This window comes from Thiocystis minor (assembly GCF_016653465.1).
Taxonomy (GTDB): Bacteria; Pseudomonadota; Gammaproteobacteria; order Chromatiales; family Chromatiaceae; genus Chromatium; species Chromatium minus.
The window spans coordinates 1-16,171 of sequence record NZ_NHSQ01000058.1; the positions used below are offsets into that span (position 1 = coordinate 1).

Consider the following 16,171-nt stretch of genomic DNA (forward strand, 5'->3'; position numbering starts at 1 on the left):
CGCTGGAAAGGGCTCAACCCGGAGAGCGTCGAGATGTGGGTCCAGGAAGAACAGTCGAAGGATAGCGAAATCGCTCATGGCAAGGAGGAGGTGGGCTATTTCCTCGCCGATGTTGAAATGTAGTTGACCCGTTACTAGTATTGCCGCAGTGCCCCCAAGGGGCACTGCGGCTTTTGCGTGTCAGATTTTGTCACCTCTTCGTGATCCACGCATCGATCACTCACGATAGCCTTCCGAATTCCAAAAACACAATAATCAAATGAACGACCACGGCGACGTATATAAATGAAGAGGTACAGCAATGATGGCTCTCAGATCGCTTCTATTGCCAATGCTTGATCCCAATCGCGGTCGTATTCGGATTTTCGATGGACGTGTATCGTGGAAGGTGGATTCCGGTCTATCGACTCCAGGCGCGATGGCCAGTCGACGACACTTTCCCTGTCTTGTCGATCACATGTATTTCTCCCTTCTGTCTTTCTGCATTCTGGGCGTGACCGTCCAGAGTGTGTCCGCGGCCGAGGTGCATCTCGCCTGGGACCAAGTCGACGATGCTCGCATCGATCACTATCAAATCTTTATCGGTTACACGCCTGAGCAGTACATTCATCGACTTGAAACAACTTCCACGTCGCTGAAAGTCGCTGGCTTGGGGACTGGCACGACCTATTTTTTTGCGGTCCGCGCCTGTGATCGATCGGGACTGCTGTGTAGTGCAATCTCCAACATCATCGGGGCGACAATCCCGAGCGAGCAGATTCCGACACCGCCCTCTAACGATCAGGCGACTTCTCCGAATCCGGCCTCGGTAATCGGGGCAAATTTCCAGATGGAGATCGGCGAAATCAATGTCAATGAAATGTGGCAGCGGATCAACTTTCAGCAAGCGTTCATGGATCCGGTCGTTGTGATCAAGCCTCTGAGCTTTTACGGCGCTCATCCTGACGTGATCCGCGTCAATGGCATCGACCAGCAGGGCTTCTGGGTGAGGATTCAGGAATGGGATTATCGCGATGCGGGGCATGGTTTCGATTTGGCGAACTACCTTGCCATCGAACGAGGCCGTCATCAACTCGACAACGGCACCTGGCTGGAGGCTGGATCGATCCTGACAACAGCGACCAATGCCTATGAATATCAAGGTTTCAGTCAAGGATTTGCAAGTCCGCCGGTCGTCCTCGCATCCGTTTCTTCGTTCAATGCGACACAGGCGGTCAGCGCACGGCTCAATCGGGTTAATCACTCGGGGTTCTTCGTCGGCCTGCTCGACCAGGATGCCTATGATGTCAGATCCGTACCGGAGCGCATCGATTTTGTCGCTTGGGAGTCATCGGTTGGTGTAATGCAGAATCTGCGTTTCGAAGTCGGTCGTCTGGGCGAGGCTGTCAACGCCATGACATACCGGATGTTCTATCAGGGTGATTACGCGAGCACTCCTTTTTTCATGGGCGACTTGTTGACGACCAACAATGTGGATGGGGCTAACTTGCGCATCAATTTTATCGACTCGGATCGGGTCGATTTTTGGGTTCAGGGGGCAAAAGAGGTCGATATGGCAACGAGTCAGGTGAGTGAAGATGTCGGATACTTCATTCTGGACGTAGAAAATTGAAGCCCTTTGGGCGCCGGGTATAAAGCCTTCGCATCTGATGTCCAGACATGGTCTTGGCGGGTTTCAAACGTCAAGGTGCGCCTAACTGTCCGATCAGACTCAGGCCAAGGAATGTGGCGATGGTTAGCGAGCCGGCGGTGAGCCCAAGCGCCTGCCAGCGTAACGTGCGGACGAGATCTTCCACGGGATAGGTTGAAATCAGGAAAGGCGCATCTGGCTCGCCAGTATCCACCACGCGCGACAAGATCGGTTTCCGCTGGAGTCGGTCCTCCGTATCGGCGGAGACTCGCGCCGCCTCCTGGCGTGCCCGTTCCCAGGCTTCCAAGCTGATTTGCCCATCGCCGTTGCGATCGAAACGGCGCATCCGTTCGGGATCGCGCTTCCAGACCCGCAGCAGGGCGCGCTGAAGTCGCTCGCGTTCGGTCACGCCGCGCCGCGGGGTCTCGAAGCGGCCCAGAAGATAGACTGGATCGCCCTTATGGATGCGTTCCTCGGTGAAACGGTAACGCCCGCCAATCCCCAGCCAGGCAAACCTGGCCTGACGTTGGCGCGGATCGCGGTTGGGGCCTTCCCAGCGGACGCGGCGATGGAGTTTGAGTTGGGCGCCCGCCGGTTCGACCAGACATTGGCCCGTTCCATCGTCGAGTCGAAAGGGGCGTTCGGCCGTGCCTTCCTCGACCGTCGTCCAATCGCGATTCCGCCCGCCATCCTGTCGCTTCTGGATCCGGTACCGATACCAGACGCAGGGCGTGTCGGTCAGCGGCGCCGGGATGGAACCATGATGGTTGCCCGCGATGCCGGAAAGTTCGAGGTAGCCCTGGGAGGCCGAGCGAATCCGCGCGGCGGGCGTATCGGCGATGGTGCGCAGACGCCAGAACGCCCGGAGGCCCTGACGCAGCAGATAGAGCGCGGCGGCCAGCAGGGCGGCCATGAGCATCCAGAACTCGATCGGGTCCGCTGCCGACAGCATGGCGCGCGGATCAGCGGAACAGCGCGTGCAGATTCGGATCCTGGCGTGCTTCCTTGAACTCCAACAGTTCGACCGACCTGGCCTTGATCGCACGGGCAACCAACAGGTCGGGAAACTGTTCGATGCGCATGTTGTTGAGATTGGCGCTGTCGTTGTACAACTCGCGCCGGTCGGCGATGGTCTCCTCAAGCCGGGAGACGCGCTCGGCCAGATGGCGGAAGCTGTCGTTGGCGCGCAGTTCGGGATAGTTTTCGGCCAGCGCGAACAGACTGCCCAGGCCCGCGCGCAGGTCGGTTTCGGCCCGCCCGAGCGCGCGCGGGTCGGCCCGCCGGCTGGCCTCCGCCACGGCGCCGCGCGCGCGTACGACGCGCTCCAGCGTTTCCTGTTCGTAGCCCATGTATTGCTTGCAGATCTCGACCAGTTTGGGCAGTTCGTCGTGACGCTGCTTCAACGCGACATCGAGATTGGACCAGGCGCGCGCGACATTGTGCTTGAGTCGAACCAGCAGGTTGTAGATTTGGATCGTGTAGAGCGCCGCGACGACCAGGATGGCCAACGCGATGATGAGCTTGAGATCCACGAGGTTTCTCCGATGGCGGTGAGGGAAGCGGCGTCAGTCCAGCGCGATTTCGGCGCGTTCGCCGGCCTTGATCGTCACCATGCGCTCCTGATTGGGGCGATCTTCTTGATATTCGACCTCGATCCGATATTCGCCTGCGGGGAGCGTCTCTTGGTAGGCATCGCTTCGAATCCCGCCAATTCGCTCACGTTTCCCTTGCAGGTCGGGTGTGCCGGACAGCAAACGGATCTGAGACGCGCCCGGCGCCGTGACCGCCAGTACGCCGGCATTGAGGTTGATCGAGACCTCCGTGCGTTCTCCCGCCTTGACGACGATGGGGGCGCTCAGCGCCTTGGCCTTTCCGAACGCGGCCTGGACCACGAACTCGCCGGCGGGGACATCCCACTCGTTCTGACGCGAGCCACGGATCGCGGCCTCACGCTCCCCATCGATGCCCGCCTCCGCCTTGAGCACAGTGTAATAAACCGAAGCCTCGACGACAGGTCCGCCATCGGCATAAAATGTCGTCGCCACGAGTCGACCGGAACCGATCATCAAGGTTTTCTCGATAACTTCGCCAGCCGTCGCCTGTAACGTCTCTTCCACGACGTTCTGGCCGATTCGAGCTTGAAGGGCGAGCGGACCCGCGGGGACATAAAACCGGGTGGCGCCGTAGCCATGCGCCTTGCCGTCCTTGAACATAACATCGACGCGGGCCTTGGCGTCCGGTTCGCTGTCATCAGCCCGGCGTTTTGGGGTGATTATCAGCACGGCGGCATCCAGGATCACCCTCGGTTCGCTGACAGCGGTCTCGGTCACCTCGAACGGTTGTTCCTTGACGACGTTGTCGAGACTGGTCCGCAGCAGATAACGTCCAGCCGGGACGCTCGCCTCGCCGCGGGAACCATAGACTCGCTTGGTCGCGCGCCGCTCGGGTTGACCGTCCGCGCCGATCGGGAACAACTCCCAGCGTAATTGTTTTTCCTCCAGCAAGGGTCCATTCTCGGCCAGCACGGCGGTTGCCACGACATTGAACTCGGGCTTGGCGGACGTTGGCTCGGGGATCGGTTCCGGCTCGGCCACCTTTGGCGGGGCTTGCACGTCAGCGACCGTGACCCGCAATGCCTCGCCGAGCGTCCCGGCATCCGCGGCCTTGAGATAGCGTCCGCCCGTTCCTTCCGCGAGACAGGCGACCTGCCGACCCTCCGCGTCGGACAGACCAAACCCGACCACATGCACGGTCAGATCCACCCCCATGCCTTCAAGGGTACGGGCCAGCGCGCAGGGATCGGCATCGCAGGTCTCCAGGCCGTCGGTCACCAGGATCACGGTCGATGTCTCTTCGGTGAAGCGCAAGGCGTCCGCCGCCTGGCGCACGGCATCGGTGAGCGGGGTTTTCCCCTTCGGACTCACGCGCTGGGCGAAGGCCGCGATCGCGCCCGCGGCGCCCGGCGCGGGAGGAACCGCCAACTCGATATCCGAACAGGCGCCTTTTTCGCGATGCCCGTAGACCATGAGTCCAAGTTCCTGATCGGCGGGGACGGACGCCAAGACCTCGGATAAGGCATGCCGCGCGATCTCGATCTTCGACTCGCCAGCGATCTGGCCCCACATCGAACCGGATGCATCGAGGACGATGATCGAGCGTTGTGCGGCAAAGAGCGGCGGACACAGGATCAGAAGTGTCAGGAAGGTGGCGAGGGGTTTCCACATCAGGTGATTTCCTCCGGTTTCGAACGAGGGCGAGGGCGATGGCGGGCGTCGCGTCCGTCGCGATCGCCGATGATGGATTCCTGGTCGTGGCGATGTCATGTGTTTTGAATCGCAACCGAACCCGGCTGGATCGGAAACCCCGCGCGGGGGTCGATCCCATAGCGGTCGCGGCTGTCAAGCGGCGGTCCCTGCATAGAGACGCTGACCAGCTGGGTCAGCGACTCCGGTGTGTCGAAATGGATGCGTTCATCACCGCGGGAGGCGTCGATCCCGAAGTTGACGAGCGTGGCGCGCCGATGTTCACCGCCGGTGCTGTCGGCATGCCGGGCTGTTGCCACACCCACCAGGGGCGCCAGCGCCCCCAATGGGTATGCGTCACTTGCGAATGGCCGTCATTGGCCTTGCAGCGCCGCGTGCGCCGCCGCCAGACGCGCCACCGGCACTCGCGGACCCGAGCAGCTCACATAATCCAGCCCGGCCTCGTGACAGAAGGCGATGGAGGCGGGATGGCCGCCGTGCTCGCCGCAGATGCCGACATGCAGGTCGGGCTTGACCGAACGTCCCCAGTCCACCGCCAGTTTCATCAGCTTGCCGACGCCCTTGACGTCCAGGACATCGAAGGGGTTGTCCTGCAGGATGCCCGACTGGTTGTAGAGCGGCAGGAACTTGTTCTCGGCATCCTCGCGCGAGAAGGAGAAAGTCGCCTGAGTCAGGTCGTTGGTGCCGAAGGAGAAAAATTCGGCCTCCTCGGCCAGCGACTCGGCGCGCAGACAGGCCCGCACCACCTCGATCATGGTGCCGAACTTAAAGCTCACCGGCTTGCCGTAACGCTCGGCGACCTCGGCATGGATGGCGTCGACGAAGGTCTTGACCTTGCGCAGTTCCGCCGCGGTACAGACCTGGGGCACCTTGATCTGGGGCTTGACCTGAATGCCTGCCTTGGCGCATTCGGCCGCCGCCTCCAGGATCGCCCGCACCTGCATCTGATAGATCTCGGGGAAGGTGATGCCGAGCCGCACGCCGCGATGACCGAGCATGGGGTTGGTCTCGTAGAGCGCGCGGACCTTGCGCAGCATCGCTTCCTTCTTGGCGATGACTTCTTCCACCACAGCCGGATCGATATGACGGCGCGCGGTGTCGACCTCGTGACGGAGTGCGTCGGAGGCGTGCAGCAGGCCCATGGCGCCGGCCAGGACGGTCACGCCGCGCGCGTTCTGCGCGAGAACCCGCAGTTCCGACAGCTCGCGCTCCAGCACATGCTCGTCGGGCAGGAATTCGTGGATCGGCGGATCGAGCAGACGGATGGTCACCGGGTTCGGCGACATCACCTCGAACAACTCGCGGAAGTCCTTGCGCTGGAGCGGCAGCAGCCGGTCGAGCGCTTCCTGACGCTTCTCGGGCGTCTCGGCGACGATCATCTCGATCACGATCGGCAGCCGTTCCACGTCGTTGAACATGCGTTCGGTACGCGCCAGACCGATGCCGACCGCGCCATAGCTGCGCGCCCGACGGGCATCGTCCGGGGTGTCGGCATTCGCCAGAACCTTGAGCCGCGCCACCGCGTCCGCCCAGCCCAGCAGGGTATTGAGTTCCGGCGTGAAGTCCGGTTCCACGGTCGGGATGGCACCCAGATAGACCTTGCCGGTGGTGCCGTCGAGCGTGATGACGTCGCCTTCCTTGAAGCTGGTGAGTCCGACCCGCGCCTCGCGCCGGTCGACATCCACGCTGATTCCCTCGGCGCCCGCCACGCAGGGCTTGCCCATGCCGCGCGCGACCACCGCCGCGTGCGAGGTCTTGCCGCCACGCGAGGTCAGAATGCCCTCGGCGGCGAAAAAGCCGTGGATGTCCTCGGGCTTGGTTTCTTCGCGCACCAGGATGACCTTGAGCCCTTGCTCATGGCCCAACTGCTCGGCGCGGTCGGCATCGAAGACCGCGATGCCCGAGGCCGCGCCCGGCGAGGCCGGCAGACCCTGCGCGACCGCGTCGGCCTTGACGGTGGGATCCAGGCGGGGAAACAGCATCTGTTCCAGCGAATCGGGCGCGATGCGCAGCAGGGCCTGTTGTTTGTTGATCAGGCCCTCCTGCTCCATCTCGATCGAGGTCCGCACCATGGCGACCGTGTTCATCTTGCCGTTGCGGGTCTGGAGACAATAGAGCTGACCCTGCTCGATGGTGAACTCGAAGTCCTGAACCTCGTGATAATGCGATTCCAGCTTGTCGCGCAACTCGTCGAGTTGCTTGGCCATCTCCGGCATCTCCACCTTGAGCCGATCGATCGGCTTGGGGGTGCGAATGCCGGCGACCACGTCCTCGCCCTGCGCGTTGACCAGATATTCGCCGTAGAGCTTGTTCTCGCCCGAGGCCGGATTGCGGGTGAAGGCCACGCCGGTGGCCGAGTCGTCGCCGCGGTTGCCGAACACCATGGTCACCACGTTGACCGCGGTGCCGTTGGCCATCTCCGGGGTGATATGGAACTGCTTGCGGTAGTCGACCGCGCGCTTGCCGCCCCAGCTATTGAAGACCGCCTTGATCGCGATCTCCAATTGTTCGTAGGGATCGGACGGGAAGGGTCGGCCGGTCGCGTCCTGCACCACCTTGAGGAAGCGCTCGGCGGTCTCCTTCAGGTCGGTCGCGGACAGATCGACGTCCTGCTTGGCGTGCGCGGCCTCCTTGATCGCCGCGAACTCCTTGTCGAACGCCTCGTCATGGACGCCCAGGGCCACCTTGCCGAAGAGCTGGATGAAGCGCCGATAGGCGTCGTAGCCAAAGCGGGCATCGCCGGTCGCACGGATCACGCCCTGCAGGGTCTGCTCGTTCAGGCCCAGATTGAGAATGGTGTCCATCATGCCGGGCATGGACATGGCCGAGCCCGAACGCACCGAGACCAGCAGTGGGTTCTCGGAGTCGCCGAAGCCCTTGCCGGTCTTCTGTTCCAGCGCGCGCATCTGCGCATGCACGTCGTCCATGATTCCGGCGGGCAAGGCGTGATCGGGCGTGGCCAGATAGTCCAGACAGGCGGCGGTCGAGATCACGAAACCCGGCGGTACATTCAGCCCGATCTGGGTCATTTCGCAGAGGTTGGCGCCCTTGCCGCCGAGCAGATGTTTGTTTTTACCGTTACCTTCTTCGAAGGCGAAGACGTGTTTCGTCGTGGTATCCATCGTTTGAATTGGCCTCTCTCGTCGGTTGTGTTGAACGAATTTCTGATACCGGCAGAACCCGGCTTGTCAAAACAAGGGTCGCTATTCTGTCACTTTGCGGCAGGGCGTTGGCGAAAAACAGCGATTGCATGCCCTTGCTCAGGATTGTCCGCTTGAAGACCTCCTGCTGATTTTTGTGAACGGTCGCAGTTGGACAGGATCGTCACCATCCCCGTTCCAGCAACGGCTCCAGGAACCGCCCGGTATGCGAGCCTTCAGTGGCGGCGATCTGCTCGGGTGTGCCGACCGCGACGATCTCGCCGCCCTGGTCGCCGCCCTCAGGCCCCAGGTCGATGATCCAATCCGCCGTCTTGATGACATCCAAATTGTGCTCGATGACCACGACGGTATTGCCCTGATCGCGGAAGCGGTGCAGCACGTCGAGCAGATGTTTGACGTCGTGAAAGTGCAGTCCGGTGGTCGGCTCGTCCAGGATATAGAGCGTGCGCCCGGTGTCGCGCTTGCTCAACTCGCGGCTGAGTTTGACCCGCTGGGCCTCGCCGCCGGAGAGGGTGGTGGCGCTCTGGCCGAGTCGCACGTAGGACAGGCCGACATCCATCAGGGTCTGGAGCTTGCGGTGGATGACCGGGACCGGGGCGAAGAACGCCAGTGCGTCCTCGATGGTGAGGTTCAGCACCTCGTCGATGGTCTTGCCTTTGTAGCGAATCTCCAGGGTTTCGCGGTTGTAGCGCCGGCCCCGGCAGGTGTCGCACTGGACATAGATGTCGGGCAGAAAGTGCATCTCGACCCGAATGAGTCCGTCCCCCTTGCACGCCTCGCAGCGTCCGCCCTTGACGTTGAAGCTGAACCGCCCCGGCCCGTAGCCGCGCGAACGCGCCTCGGGCACGGCGGCGAAAAGATCGCGCACCAGGTTGAACAACCCGGTGTAGGTCGCCGGATTGGAGCGCGGGGTGCGACCGATGGGGCTCTGGTCGATGTCGACGACCTTATCGAATTGCTCCATGCCCTCGATGGCGAGATGCGGCGCGGGCTGGAGACTGGACCCATTGAGATGACGGGCGGCGAAGGGGTGGAGCGTGTCGTTGATCAGGGTCGATTTGCCGGAGCCGGAGACGCCGGTGATGCAGCAGAAGGTGCCGACCGGGATGGAGACGTCGACTCCGCGCAGATTGTTGCCGCTGGCGCCCAGGATGCGTAACTGGCGCGCGGGATCGTTGGGCGTGCGCTGGGTCGGGATCGCGATGCGCAACTCGCCCGACAGATAACGGCCGGTCAGCGAGCGGGGTTCGGCGGCGATCTCCCCGGCGCTGCCCTGGGCGACGATTTCGCCGCCATGCACGCCGGCGCCGGGGCCGATGTCCACCACCAGATCGGCGGCGCGGATCGCCTCCTCGTCGTGCTCGACCACGATCACCGTGTTGCCGAGGTCGCGCAGATGGGTCAGGGTCTTGAGCAGCCGGGCGTTGTCGCGCTGATGCAGTCCGATGGATGGCTCGTCCAGGATGTACATGACCCCGACCAGTCCGGCGCCGATCTGGCTGGCGAGCCGGATACGCTGGGCCTCGCCGCCGGACAGGGTTTCGGCGCTGCGCTCCAGGGTCAGATAGTTGAGCCCGACATCGACCAGAAACCGCAGCCGGGTGGCGACCTCCTTGATGACCTTGGCGCCGATCTCGCCGCGCTGGCCGGGGAGTTCCAGGGTCTCGAAGAAGCGCAGCGACTCGCCGACCGGCATCCGCGATACGGCGGGCAGGTTGTACCGGTCCCGAGCGGAGCCGAAGGAATCGCCGAGGAAGACATGCCGTGCCGACTCGTTCAGCCGCGAGCCCTGACAGGCGGGGCAGGGCTGGTGCGAGAGATAGCGCGCCAGTTCCTCGCGCACCGTGTTGGATTCGGTCTCACGGTAGCGGCGCTCCATGTTGCGGACGATGCCCTCGAAGGGCTGCGCCTTGGCGCTGCCTTTCTCGTGCGGTAGTTTGAGCTTGAGCTTTTCCTTGCCGCTGCCATAGAGGATGACCGAGCGGACCTGCTCGCTGAGTTTCAGCCAGGGGGTTTCCGGGTCGAATCCGTAATGCTCGCCCAGCGCGCGGAGCATCTGGAAATAAAAGGCGTTGCGCCGATCCCAGCCGCGCACGGCGCCGCCAGCCAGACTCATGTCGGGATGCACAACGACCTTGGCCGGATCGAAGAACTGCTCGACGCCCAGCCCATCGCAGGTGGGACAGGCACCGGCCGGGTTGTTGAAGGAGAAGATGCGCGGTTCGAGTTCGGGGATGCTATGGCCGCAGACCGGACAGGCGAACTTGGCCGAAAAGGTCAGCTCGGGGCGCTCCGGTTCGTCGATCCAGCCGATCCGGGCGAGTCCGCCGGAGAGATTGAGCGTGGTCTCGAAGGATTCGGCCAGACGCAACGCCAGATCGGCGCGGACCCGGAAGCGGTCGATCACCACCTCGATGTCGTGCTTCTTTTTGAGATCCAGCTCGGGCGGGGCGTCCAGTTCGCAGAGCGCGCCATCGATGCGGGCGCGCACGAAACCCTGTGCATGCAACTCGGCAAGCAGTCGCTGATACTCGCCCTTGCGCGCCGAGATCACCGGGGCGAGCAGCATCAGCTTGTCGCCTTCGGGCAGAGCGAGCACCTGGTCGACCATCTGACTGACGGTCTGGGCCTCCAGCGGTGCGTCGTGGGTCGGACAGCGCGGCTGACCGACGCGGGCGAACAGCAGACGCAGATAATCATGGATCTCGGTGATGGTGCCGACTGTCGAGCGCGGGTTGTGCGAGGTGGTTTTCTGCTCGATCGAAATCGCTGGCGACAGCCCTTCGATGTGGTCCAGATCGGGCTTTTCCATGACCGACAAAAACTGCCGGGCATAGGACGAGAGCGATTCCACATAGCGCCGCTGACCCTCAGCATAGATGGTATCGAAGGCGAGCGAGGACTTGCCCGAACCGGAGAGTCCGGTGAAGACGATCAGCCGATCACGCGGCAGGTCGAGGTCGACGCTCTTCAGATTGTGCGTGCGAGCGCCGCGAATGCGGATGGTGTGCATGGGGGATGGAGTTCGCTTGAGCGATGGACAGGGTGGCGTTGGCAGTTGGCATCGCCCGAGGATTTGGCGCCTGCTCTCGGTCAGGCCAAGCTGTTATTATGCGGAGCTTCGCCCCCCGGACGCAAAGGCTGTCGACCGTGACCCCAGCAGATCGACCAAACTTCACCCCCCCGAAGGTTCCGTTCTCCGCGACCGAGCGCCGCGCGACCATCGGTTTGGCCGCCATCTTTTCGACCCGCATGCTGGGTCTGTTCATGCTCTTGCCGGTGTTCGCGCTCTATGCCCATGACCTGCCCGGCGCGACACCGCTGCTGATCGGTCTGGCGATCGGCACCTATGGCCTGACGCAGGCGGTGTTTCAGATCCCGCTCGGTCTGCTGTCGGATCGCATTGGGCGCAAGCCGGTGATTTATGCCGGTCTGGCGGTCTTCCTGCTGGGAAGCGTCGTCGCCGCGCTGGCCGACCATATCGTCTGGGTCATCCTGGGTCGGGCGATTCAGGGCGCCGGCGCCATCGCCGCCGTCACCACCGCGCTGACCGCTGACCTGACCCGCGACGAGGTGCGCACCAAGGGCATGGCCATCATCGGCATCAGCGTCGCCTTCTCCTTCGCCGCGTCATTGGTCATCGGGCCGCCGCTGGCGCGCTGGTTCGGAATCGCCGGCGTTTTCTGGCTGACGGCGCTGCTGGCCGTGGTCGGGATGCTGGTGCTGGCCCGCGTGGTGCCGGACCCGGAACGCTCAATGGTCCATCGCGACGCGCAACCGGTGCTGGATCAACTGTCGGGCGTCCTCGCGAATCCGACCCTGCGACGGCTCGATGCCGCGATCTTCCTGCTGCATCTGACCATGATCAGCCTCTTCGTGGTGCTGCCGCTCTCGATCGAAGGGGCTGGACTCGACCCGCTGGATCACTGGATGCTCTATCTGCCGGTGGTGCTGCTCGCGATCCTCGCCATGGTGCCCTTCATCGTGCTCGCGGAGCGGTTCGGCCAGATCCGCCCGGTGCTGCTGGGGTCCGTGATCGTCCTGGGGCTGTCGCTGCTGGGGTTCCGTGCCTTCAATCACTCGCTCTGGGCGCTGGCCGGATTGTTGATCCTGGTGTTCGCCGTCTTCAATCTCATGGAGGCGATCCTGCCCTCGCTGGTCTCGAAGGTGGCGCGCGCCGGCGCGCGCGGGACGGCGATGGGGGTCTTTTCCAGCGCCCAGTTTCTCGGCGCCTTTCTCGGCGGTCTGCTGGGCGGCTGGGCGCACGGGAGCTTCGGCGCCGATGCCGTTTATCTGCTCGGGGCGCTGATTTCGCTGCTCTGGATCGCGCTGCTGGCAACCATGGCGATACCGGAGAATCTGACCCGTCATGTGCTCGCGCTGGAACTGCCGACGGCGGGCGACATCCTGGCCCTGGAGCGGCGTCTGCTGGAGGTGCCCGGCGTTCGGGAGGCGGTGATCGCGATCGACGAGGGCGTCGCCTATCTCAAAGTGGACAAGCGAACGCTCGATTGGGCAAGATTACAGACGTTTTCGGTCGGTGCCTGACGATCCATTCGGGCACGGATCCCCCCTCTTTTTGGCGAGACAACCAGCGCTTGCGCGTCGCGTGAGCGGGAGACTGACATGGCAGGCGTGAATAAGGTGATTCTGATCGGGAATCTCGGGGCCGATCCCGAGGTGCGTTATATGCCGAGCGGCGATGCCGTGGCCAATATCCGCATCGCGACCAGCGAGTCCTGGAAGGATCGCAACACCGGCGAAAAGCAGGAGCGGACCGAATGGCACAACGTGGTCTTCTTCGGCAAGATCGCGGAGATCGTCAAGCAGTACCTGCACAAGGGCTCGAAGGTCTATGTCGAGGGCAAGCTGCGGACCCGTAAATGGCAGGGCCAGGACGGTCAGGACCGCTATACGACCGAGGTCGTTGTCGACATCAATGGGACCATGCAGATGCTCGACAGCCGTCAGGGCGGCGGATCTTCGGTGCCGTTCGACGATGCACCCGCACCTCAATCGCGTGGCGGTAGCCATCCTCAAGCCGCGGCTCCCGCGCCGTCGGGTAGCGCGCCACCGTCCGGAGGTCATGGCGGCGATTTCGACGACGACATCCCCTTCTGAGGTGAAATGCTGTTGATGCCGTGAACCGCGCATGACAGGCGGTCGCGAGCAAGGCTCGGCGAGCGTGGGATGCATTCGCCACACCTCAGACGGGGCTCCTTCAAGTAGAGTGTCGAGTTTGGCACCTTTGCCTTGAGTGACTGCCCCGAGCTATGTTCGAACAAGCCTTCAAAAATATCGACGACGTGCTTCGTAAAGAAGCCGGCTGCACCACCGAACTCGACTACACCGAGCAAACCTCCTGGCTGCTGTTCCTGAAGTACCTGGATGGACTGGAACAGGACAAGGCGATGGAGGCCGAGCTGGAAGGCAAGCCCTATTCTTTTCTGCTCGGTACCGCCTTCCGCTGGGACACCTGGGCCGCGCCCAAGGGCGCCGATGGCAGGATCGACCATAACCGGGCGCTGAGCGGGGACGATCTGCACGACTTCGTGGACGGCAAACTCTTCCCCTACCTGCACGGTTTCAAGCGGCGGGCCAGCGGGCCGGACACGCTCGAATACAAGATCGGCGAGATCTTCGGCGAGATCAAAAACAAGATCCACAGCGGCTACAACCTGCGCGAGATCATCGACCACATCGACGAACTACGCTTCCGCTCCCAGACCGAAAAGCACGAGCTGTCGCATCTCTACGAGGCCAAGATCCGCAACATGGGCAACGCCGGGCGCAACGGCGGCGAGTATTACACCCCGCGCCCGCTCATTCGCGCCATGGTCCGGGTGGTCAAACCCCGGATCGGCGAGCGGATCTATGATGGCGCGGTCGGTTCGGCGGGCTTTCTGTGCGAAGCCTTCGACTATCTGAAACAACAGCCCAATCTGACCACGAGCGACCTCAAGACGCTGCAAGAGCGCACCTTTTACGGCAAGGAAAAGAAGTCGCTCGCCTACGTCATCGCCATCATGAACATGATCCTGCATGGCATCGAGGCGCCCAACATTGCCCACACCAACACCCTGACCGAGAGCCTGTCCGACATCCAGGACCGGGACCGCTTCGATGTCATCCTGGCCAATCCGCCCTTCGGCGGCAAGGAGCGCAAGGAGGTCCAGCAGAATTTTCCGATCCGCACCGGCGAGACCGCCTTTCTGTTCCTCCAGCATTTCATCAAGATGCTCAAGGCCGGCGGACGGGCCGGCGTGGTCATCAAGAACACCTTTCTGTCCAATACCGACAACGCCTCGGTGAGTCTGCGCAAACTCCTGCTGGAAAGCTGCAACCTGCACACCATTCTCGACTGCCCCGGCGGCACCTTTCAGGGCGCGGGTGTGAAGACCGTAGTGCTTTTCTTCGAGAAAGGTGCGCCGACACGCAAGACCTGGTTTTATCAGCTCGACCCTGGCCGCAACCTCGGCAAGACTAATCCGCTCAACGACGCCGATCTGGCCGAGTTCGTCGAACGGCAACAGACCTTCGCCGACTCGCCCAAGAGCTGGAGCGTCGATGCCGCCGGCATCGACCCGGCGACCTGGGATCTGTCGGTCAAGAACCCCAACGGCGGCGAGGTGGTCATCCACCGCAGCCCGCTGGCGATCATGGACGAGATTGCCGCGCTGGATGCCGAGAGCGCGGACGTGCTGGCGACGATTCGCGAACTGCTGGGATCGAATCGTGCTGAAGAACCATCAGGGATGCGGAGTCGATGAATCGCCGAGCCATGTGGCCAAGTCTGATTCAGAGAGCTGACTGGCGGCGAGCTGTTCAATCACAATGACGGTCTCGGGCTCGGGTGCATCGAGACTGAATCCGTTGATCTCCAGGAAGACCGCCGCGATCGCGAGTGCGGCCCGCTTGTTGCCGTCAACGAAAGGATGATTTTTTGCCAAGCCAAAGGCATAAGCAGCGGCGAGATCGAAAATTCTTGACTGCGGTTGATAGGCGTAAAGCTGTCGGGGTCTCATTAAGGCCGACTCAAGCAGACCCCTATCGCGAATACCTGGACTTCCGCCGTGCTCGGCAATCAGCATTCCGTGAACCGACACGACAACCTCATCCAGAACCCATCGCGGCTCGCTCATTTCGCTAGCTCATGAAGGGCATTTCTGTATTTCTTCAAGACCTTCTCGGCCGCTTCCATCTGGGATTCAAAGTCTGGCCGGTAAGGTGTCAGCGCGAATCCTTCGGCATTTTCGACCAGATACAGCGTATCGCCTTTGTTGACGTTCAGTTTGCCAAGTGCTTCTTTCGGAAGCAAGATGCCCATCGAGTTACCAACTGCGGTCACTTTTACCTTGAGCATGACGGTATCTGAAGCGTTATTACATATGTTGTTACAGACTATGATCCTGCCTCACCATGGCGTCAACCTGGCCTTTACTCGCCAGGTCCATCCTTCGACAAGCTCAGGACGAACGGACGGAGAGGTCGTGCCATGAACAGAGGCTGGCCGCGCAAGAAGATCAGCGAAATTGCCCAGCACTCGTTGGGCAAGATGCTCGACAAGGCGAAAAACAAAGGAGATCCGCAACCATACCTGCGAAATCTGAACGTGCGCTGGTTCGACTTTGATTTGTCGGATGTGCTTGAAATGCGGTTCTTGCCGGAGGAAACGGCGAAATACACCGCCATCAAGGGAGATGTGCTGGTCTGCGAAGGCGGCTATCCGGGGCGGGCGGCGATCTGGGAGCAGGACGAGCCGATTTACTTTCAAAAGGCACTTCATCGTGTTCGCTTCCACGAGCCAGAACGCAGCAAGTGGTTTCTCTATTACCTGCATGCTCGCGATCTCGACGGAACCTTGAAAGCGCATTTCAACGGTGCGGGAATTCAGCATTTCACGGGTGAGGCGCTGGCGAGGTTTGAGTTATCGCTTCCCCCGCTTCCGGATCAACGGCGTATCGTCGCCATCCTCGACGAAGCCTTTGACGCATCCCATTACACACAACTTTCCGTGTCCGGCATCTCCCTGGCCTATTTGATCCCGGCGGCGAAGTCCATGATGCGCTGCATGCCCAGCCAGATCGTCTTCAAACCGGGCTCGCCATCGCCCTTGC

At 62.2% G+C, this 16,171-nt stretch carries 12 protein-coding genes and 1 pseudogene; 5 read left to right on the forward strand and 8 right to left on the reverse strand.

The window, feature by feature from the left end:
* Window positions 1–457 precede the first annotated feature (457 nt).
* Window positions 458–1,612: a fibronectin type III domain-containing protein gene (locus tag CCR95_RS06560; RefSeq protein WP_201092921.1), complete on the forward strand. Its 1,155-nt coding sequence runs from the start codon at window positions 458–460 to the stop codon at window positions 1,610–1,612.
* Between the two features lie 70 nt (window positions 1,613–1,682).
* Here CCR95_RS06560 and CCR95_RS06565 read toward each other — a convergent pair whose 3' ends face one another.
* From CCR95_RS06565 to uvrA, 6 genes are all read right to left on the reverse strand, one after another.
* Entirely contained in the window at window positions 1,683–2,582 is a 900-nt protein-coding gene (locus CCR95_RS06565; RefSeq protein WP_201092923.1) for a GIDE domain-containing protein, read from the reverse strand.
* Window positions 2,583–2,592: 10 nt separating this feature from the next.
* A complete protein-coding gene (locus tag CCR95_RS06570; RefSeq protein ID WP_201092925.1) occupies window positions 2,593–3,162 on the reverse strand; it encodes a LemA family protein in 570 nt (189 codons plus the stop codon).
* Window positions 3,163–3,195: 33 nt separating this feature from the next.
* Window positions 3,196–4,854: a vWA domain-containing protein gene (locus tag CCR95_RS06575; RefSeq protein WP_201092927.1), complete on the reverse strand. Its 1,659-nt coding sequence runs from the start codon at window positions 4,852–4,854 to the stop codon at window positions 3,196–3,198.
* A gap of 95 nt (window positions 4,855–4,949) precedes the next feature.
* Window positions 4,950–5,198, reverse strand: coding sequence for a hypothetical protein (locus CCR95_RS06580; RefSeq protein WP_242523096.1), 249 nt, complete (start codon window positions 5,196–5,198; stop codon window positions 4,950–4,952).
* A gap of 48 nt (window positions 5,199–5,246) precedes the next feature.
* Window positions 5,247–8,015, reverse strand: a complete 2,769-nt coding sequence (gene ppdK, locus CCR95_RS06585) for a pyruvate, phosphate dikinase (RefSeq protein ID WP_201092928.1) — start codon at window positions 8,013–8,015, stop codon at window positions 5,247–5,249.
* Window positions 8,016–8,217: 202 nt separating this feature from the next.
* On the reverse strand, window positions 8,218–11,067 hold the full coding sequence (uvrA, locus tag CCR95_RS06590) for an excinuclease ABC subunit UvrA (RefSeq protein ID WP_201092929.1): 2,850 nt from the start codon (window positions 11,065–11,067) through the stop codon (window positions 8,218–8,220).
* Between the two features lie 98 nt (window positions 11,068–11,165).
* Here uvrA and CCR95_RS06595 point away from each other — a divergent pair, with 98 nt between their 5' ends.
* The 3 genes from CCR95_RS06595 (at window position 11,166) to CCR95_RS06605 (ending at window position 14,824) form a co-directional block, all read left to right on the forward strand.
* A complete protein-coding gene (locus tag CCR95_RS06595; RefSeq protein WP_201092930.1) occupies window positions 11,166–12,602 on the forward strand; it encodes an MFS transporter in 1,437 nt (478 codons plus the stop codon).
* A 78-nt stretch (window positions 12,603–12,680) separates the two neighbouring features.
* The gene (ssb, locus tag CCR95_RS06600; RefSeq protein WP_201092931.1) at window positions 12,681–13,175 is read left to right on the forward strand and encodes a single-stranded DNA-binding protein; all 495 of its coding nucleotides are present in this window, start codon (window positions 12,681–12,683) and stop codon (window positions 13,173–13,175) included.
* A 152-nt stretch (window positions 13,176–13,327) separates the two neighbouring features.
* On the forward strand, window positions 13,328–14,824 hold the full coding sequence (locus CCR95_RS06605) for a class I SAM-dependent DNA methyltransferase (protein WP_201092932.1): 1,497 nt from the start codon (window positions 13,328–13,330) through the stop codon (window positions 14,822–14,824).
* Here the strand turns inward: CCR95_RS06605 and CCR95_RS06610 are convergent.
* Window positions 14,804–15,196: a type II toxin-antitoxin system death-on-curing family toxin gene (locus CCR95_RS06610; protein WP_201092933.1), complete on the reverse strand. Its 393-nt coding sequence runs from the start codon at window positions 15,194–15,196 to the stop codon at window positions 14,804–14,806. The genes CCR95_RS06605 and CCR95_RS06610 overlap by 21 nt on opposite strands.
* Complete coding sequence (locus CCR95_RS06615) at window positions 15,193–15,417, reverse strand: AbrB/MazE/SpoVT family DNA-binding domain-containing protein (protein ID WP_201092935.1); 225 nt, start codon at window positions 15,415–15,417, stop codon at window positions 15,193–15,195. The genes CCR95_RS06610 and CCR95_RS06615 overlap by 4 nt, the downstream gene beginning before the upstream one ends.
* A 192-nt stretch (window positions 15,418–15,609) precedes the next feature.
* Between CCR95_RS06615 and CCR95_RS25200 the strand changes: the two are divergent.
* A pseudogene (locus tag CCR95_RS25200) lies at window positions 15,610–15,981 on the forward strand (restriction endonuclease subunit S domain-containing protein); the annotation flags it as partial.
* Between the last annotated feature and the right edge of the window lie 190 nt (window positions 15,982–16,171).

Bases quoted from the DNA above. Each gene is read 5' to 3' on its own strand.
- CCR95_RS06560 (WP_201092921.1), top strand. From the start codon at position 458: ATGTATTTCTCCCTTCTGTCTTTCTGCATTCTGGGCGTGACCGTCCAG.
- CCR95_RS06565 (WP_201092923.1), bottom strand. From the start codon at position 2,582: ATGCTGTCGGCAGCGGACCCGATCGAGTTCTGGATGCTCATGGCCGCC.
- CCR95_RS06575 (WP_201092927.1), bottom strand. From the start codon at position 4,854: ATGTGGAAACCCCTCGCCACCTTCCTGACACTTCTGATCCTGTGTCCG.
- ppdK (WP_201092928.1), bottom strand. From the start codon at position 8,015: ATGGATACCACGACGAAACACGTCTTCGCCTTCGAAGAAGGTAACGGT.
- uvrA (WP_201092929.1), bottom strand. From the start codon at position 11,067: ATGCACACCATCCGCATTCGCGGCGCTCGCACGCACAATCTGAAGAGC.
- CCR95_RS06595 (WP_201092930.1), top strand. From the start codon at position 11,166: ATGCGGAGCTTCGCCCCCCGGACGCAAAGGCTGTCGACCGTGACCCCA.
- ssb (WP_201092931.1), top strand. From the start codon at position 12,681: ATGGCAGGCGTGAATAAGGTGATTCTGATCGGGAATCTCGGGGCCGAT.
- CCR95_RS06605 (WP_201092932.1), top strand. From the start codon at position 13,328: ATGTTCGAACAAGCCTTCAAAAATATCGACGACGTGCTTCGTAAAGAA.
- CCR95_RS06610 (WP_201092933.1), bottom strand. From the start codon at position 15,196: ATGAGCGAGCCGCGATGGGTTCTGGATGAGGTTGTCGTGTCGGTTCAC.
- CCR95_RS06615 (WP_201092935.1), bottom strand. From the start codon at position 15,417: ATGCTCAAGGTAAAAGTGACCGCAGTTGGTAACTCGATGGGCATCTTG.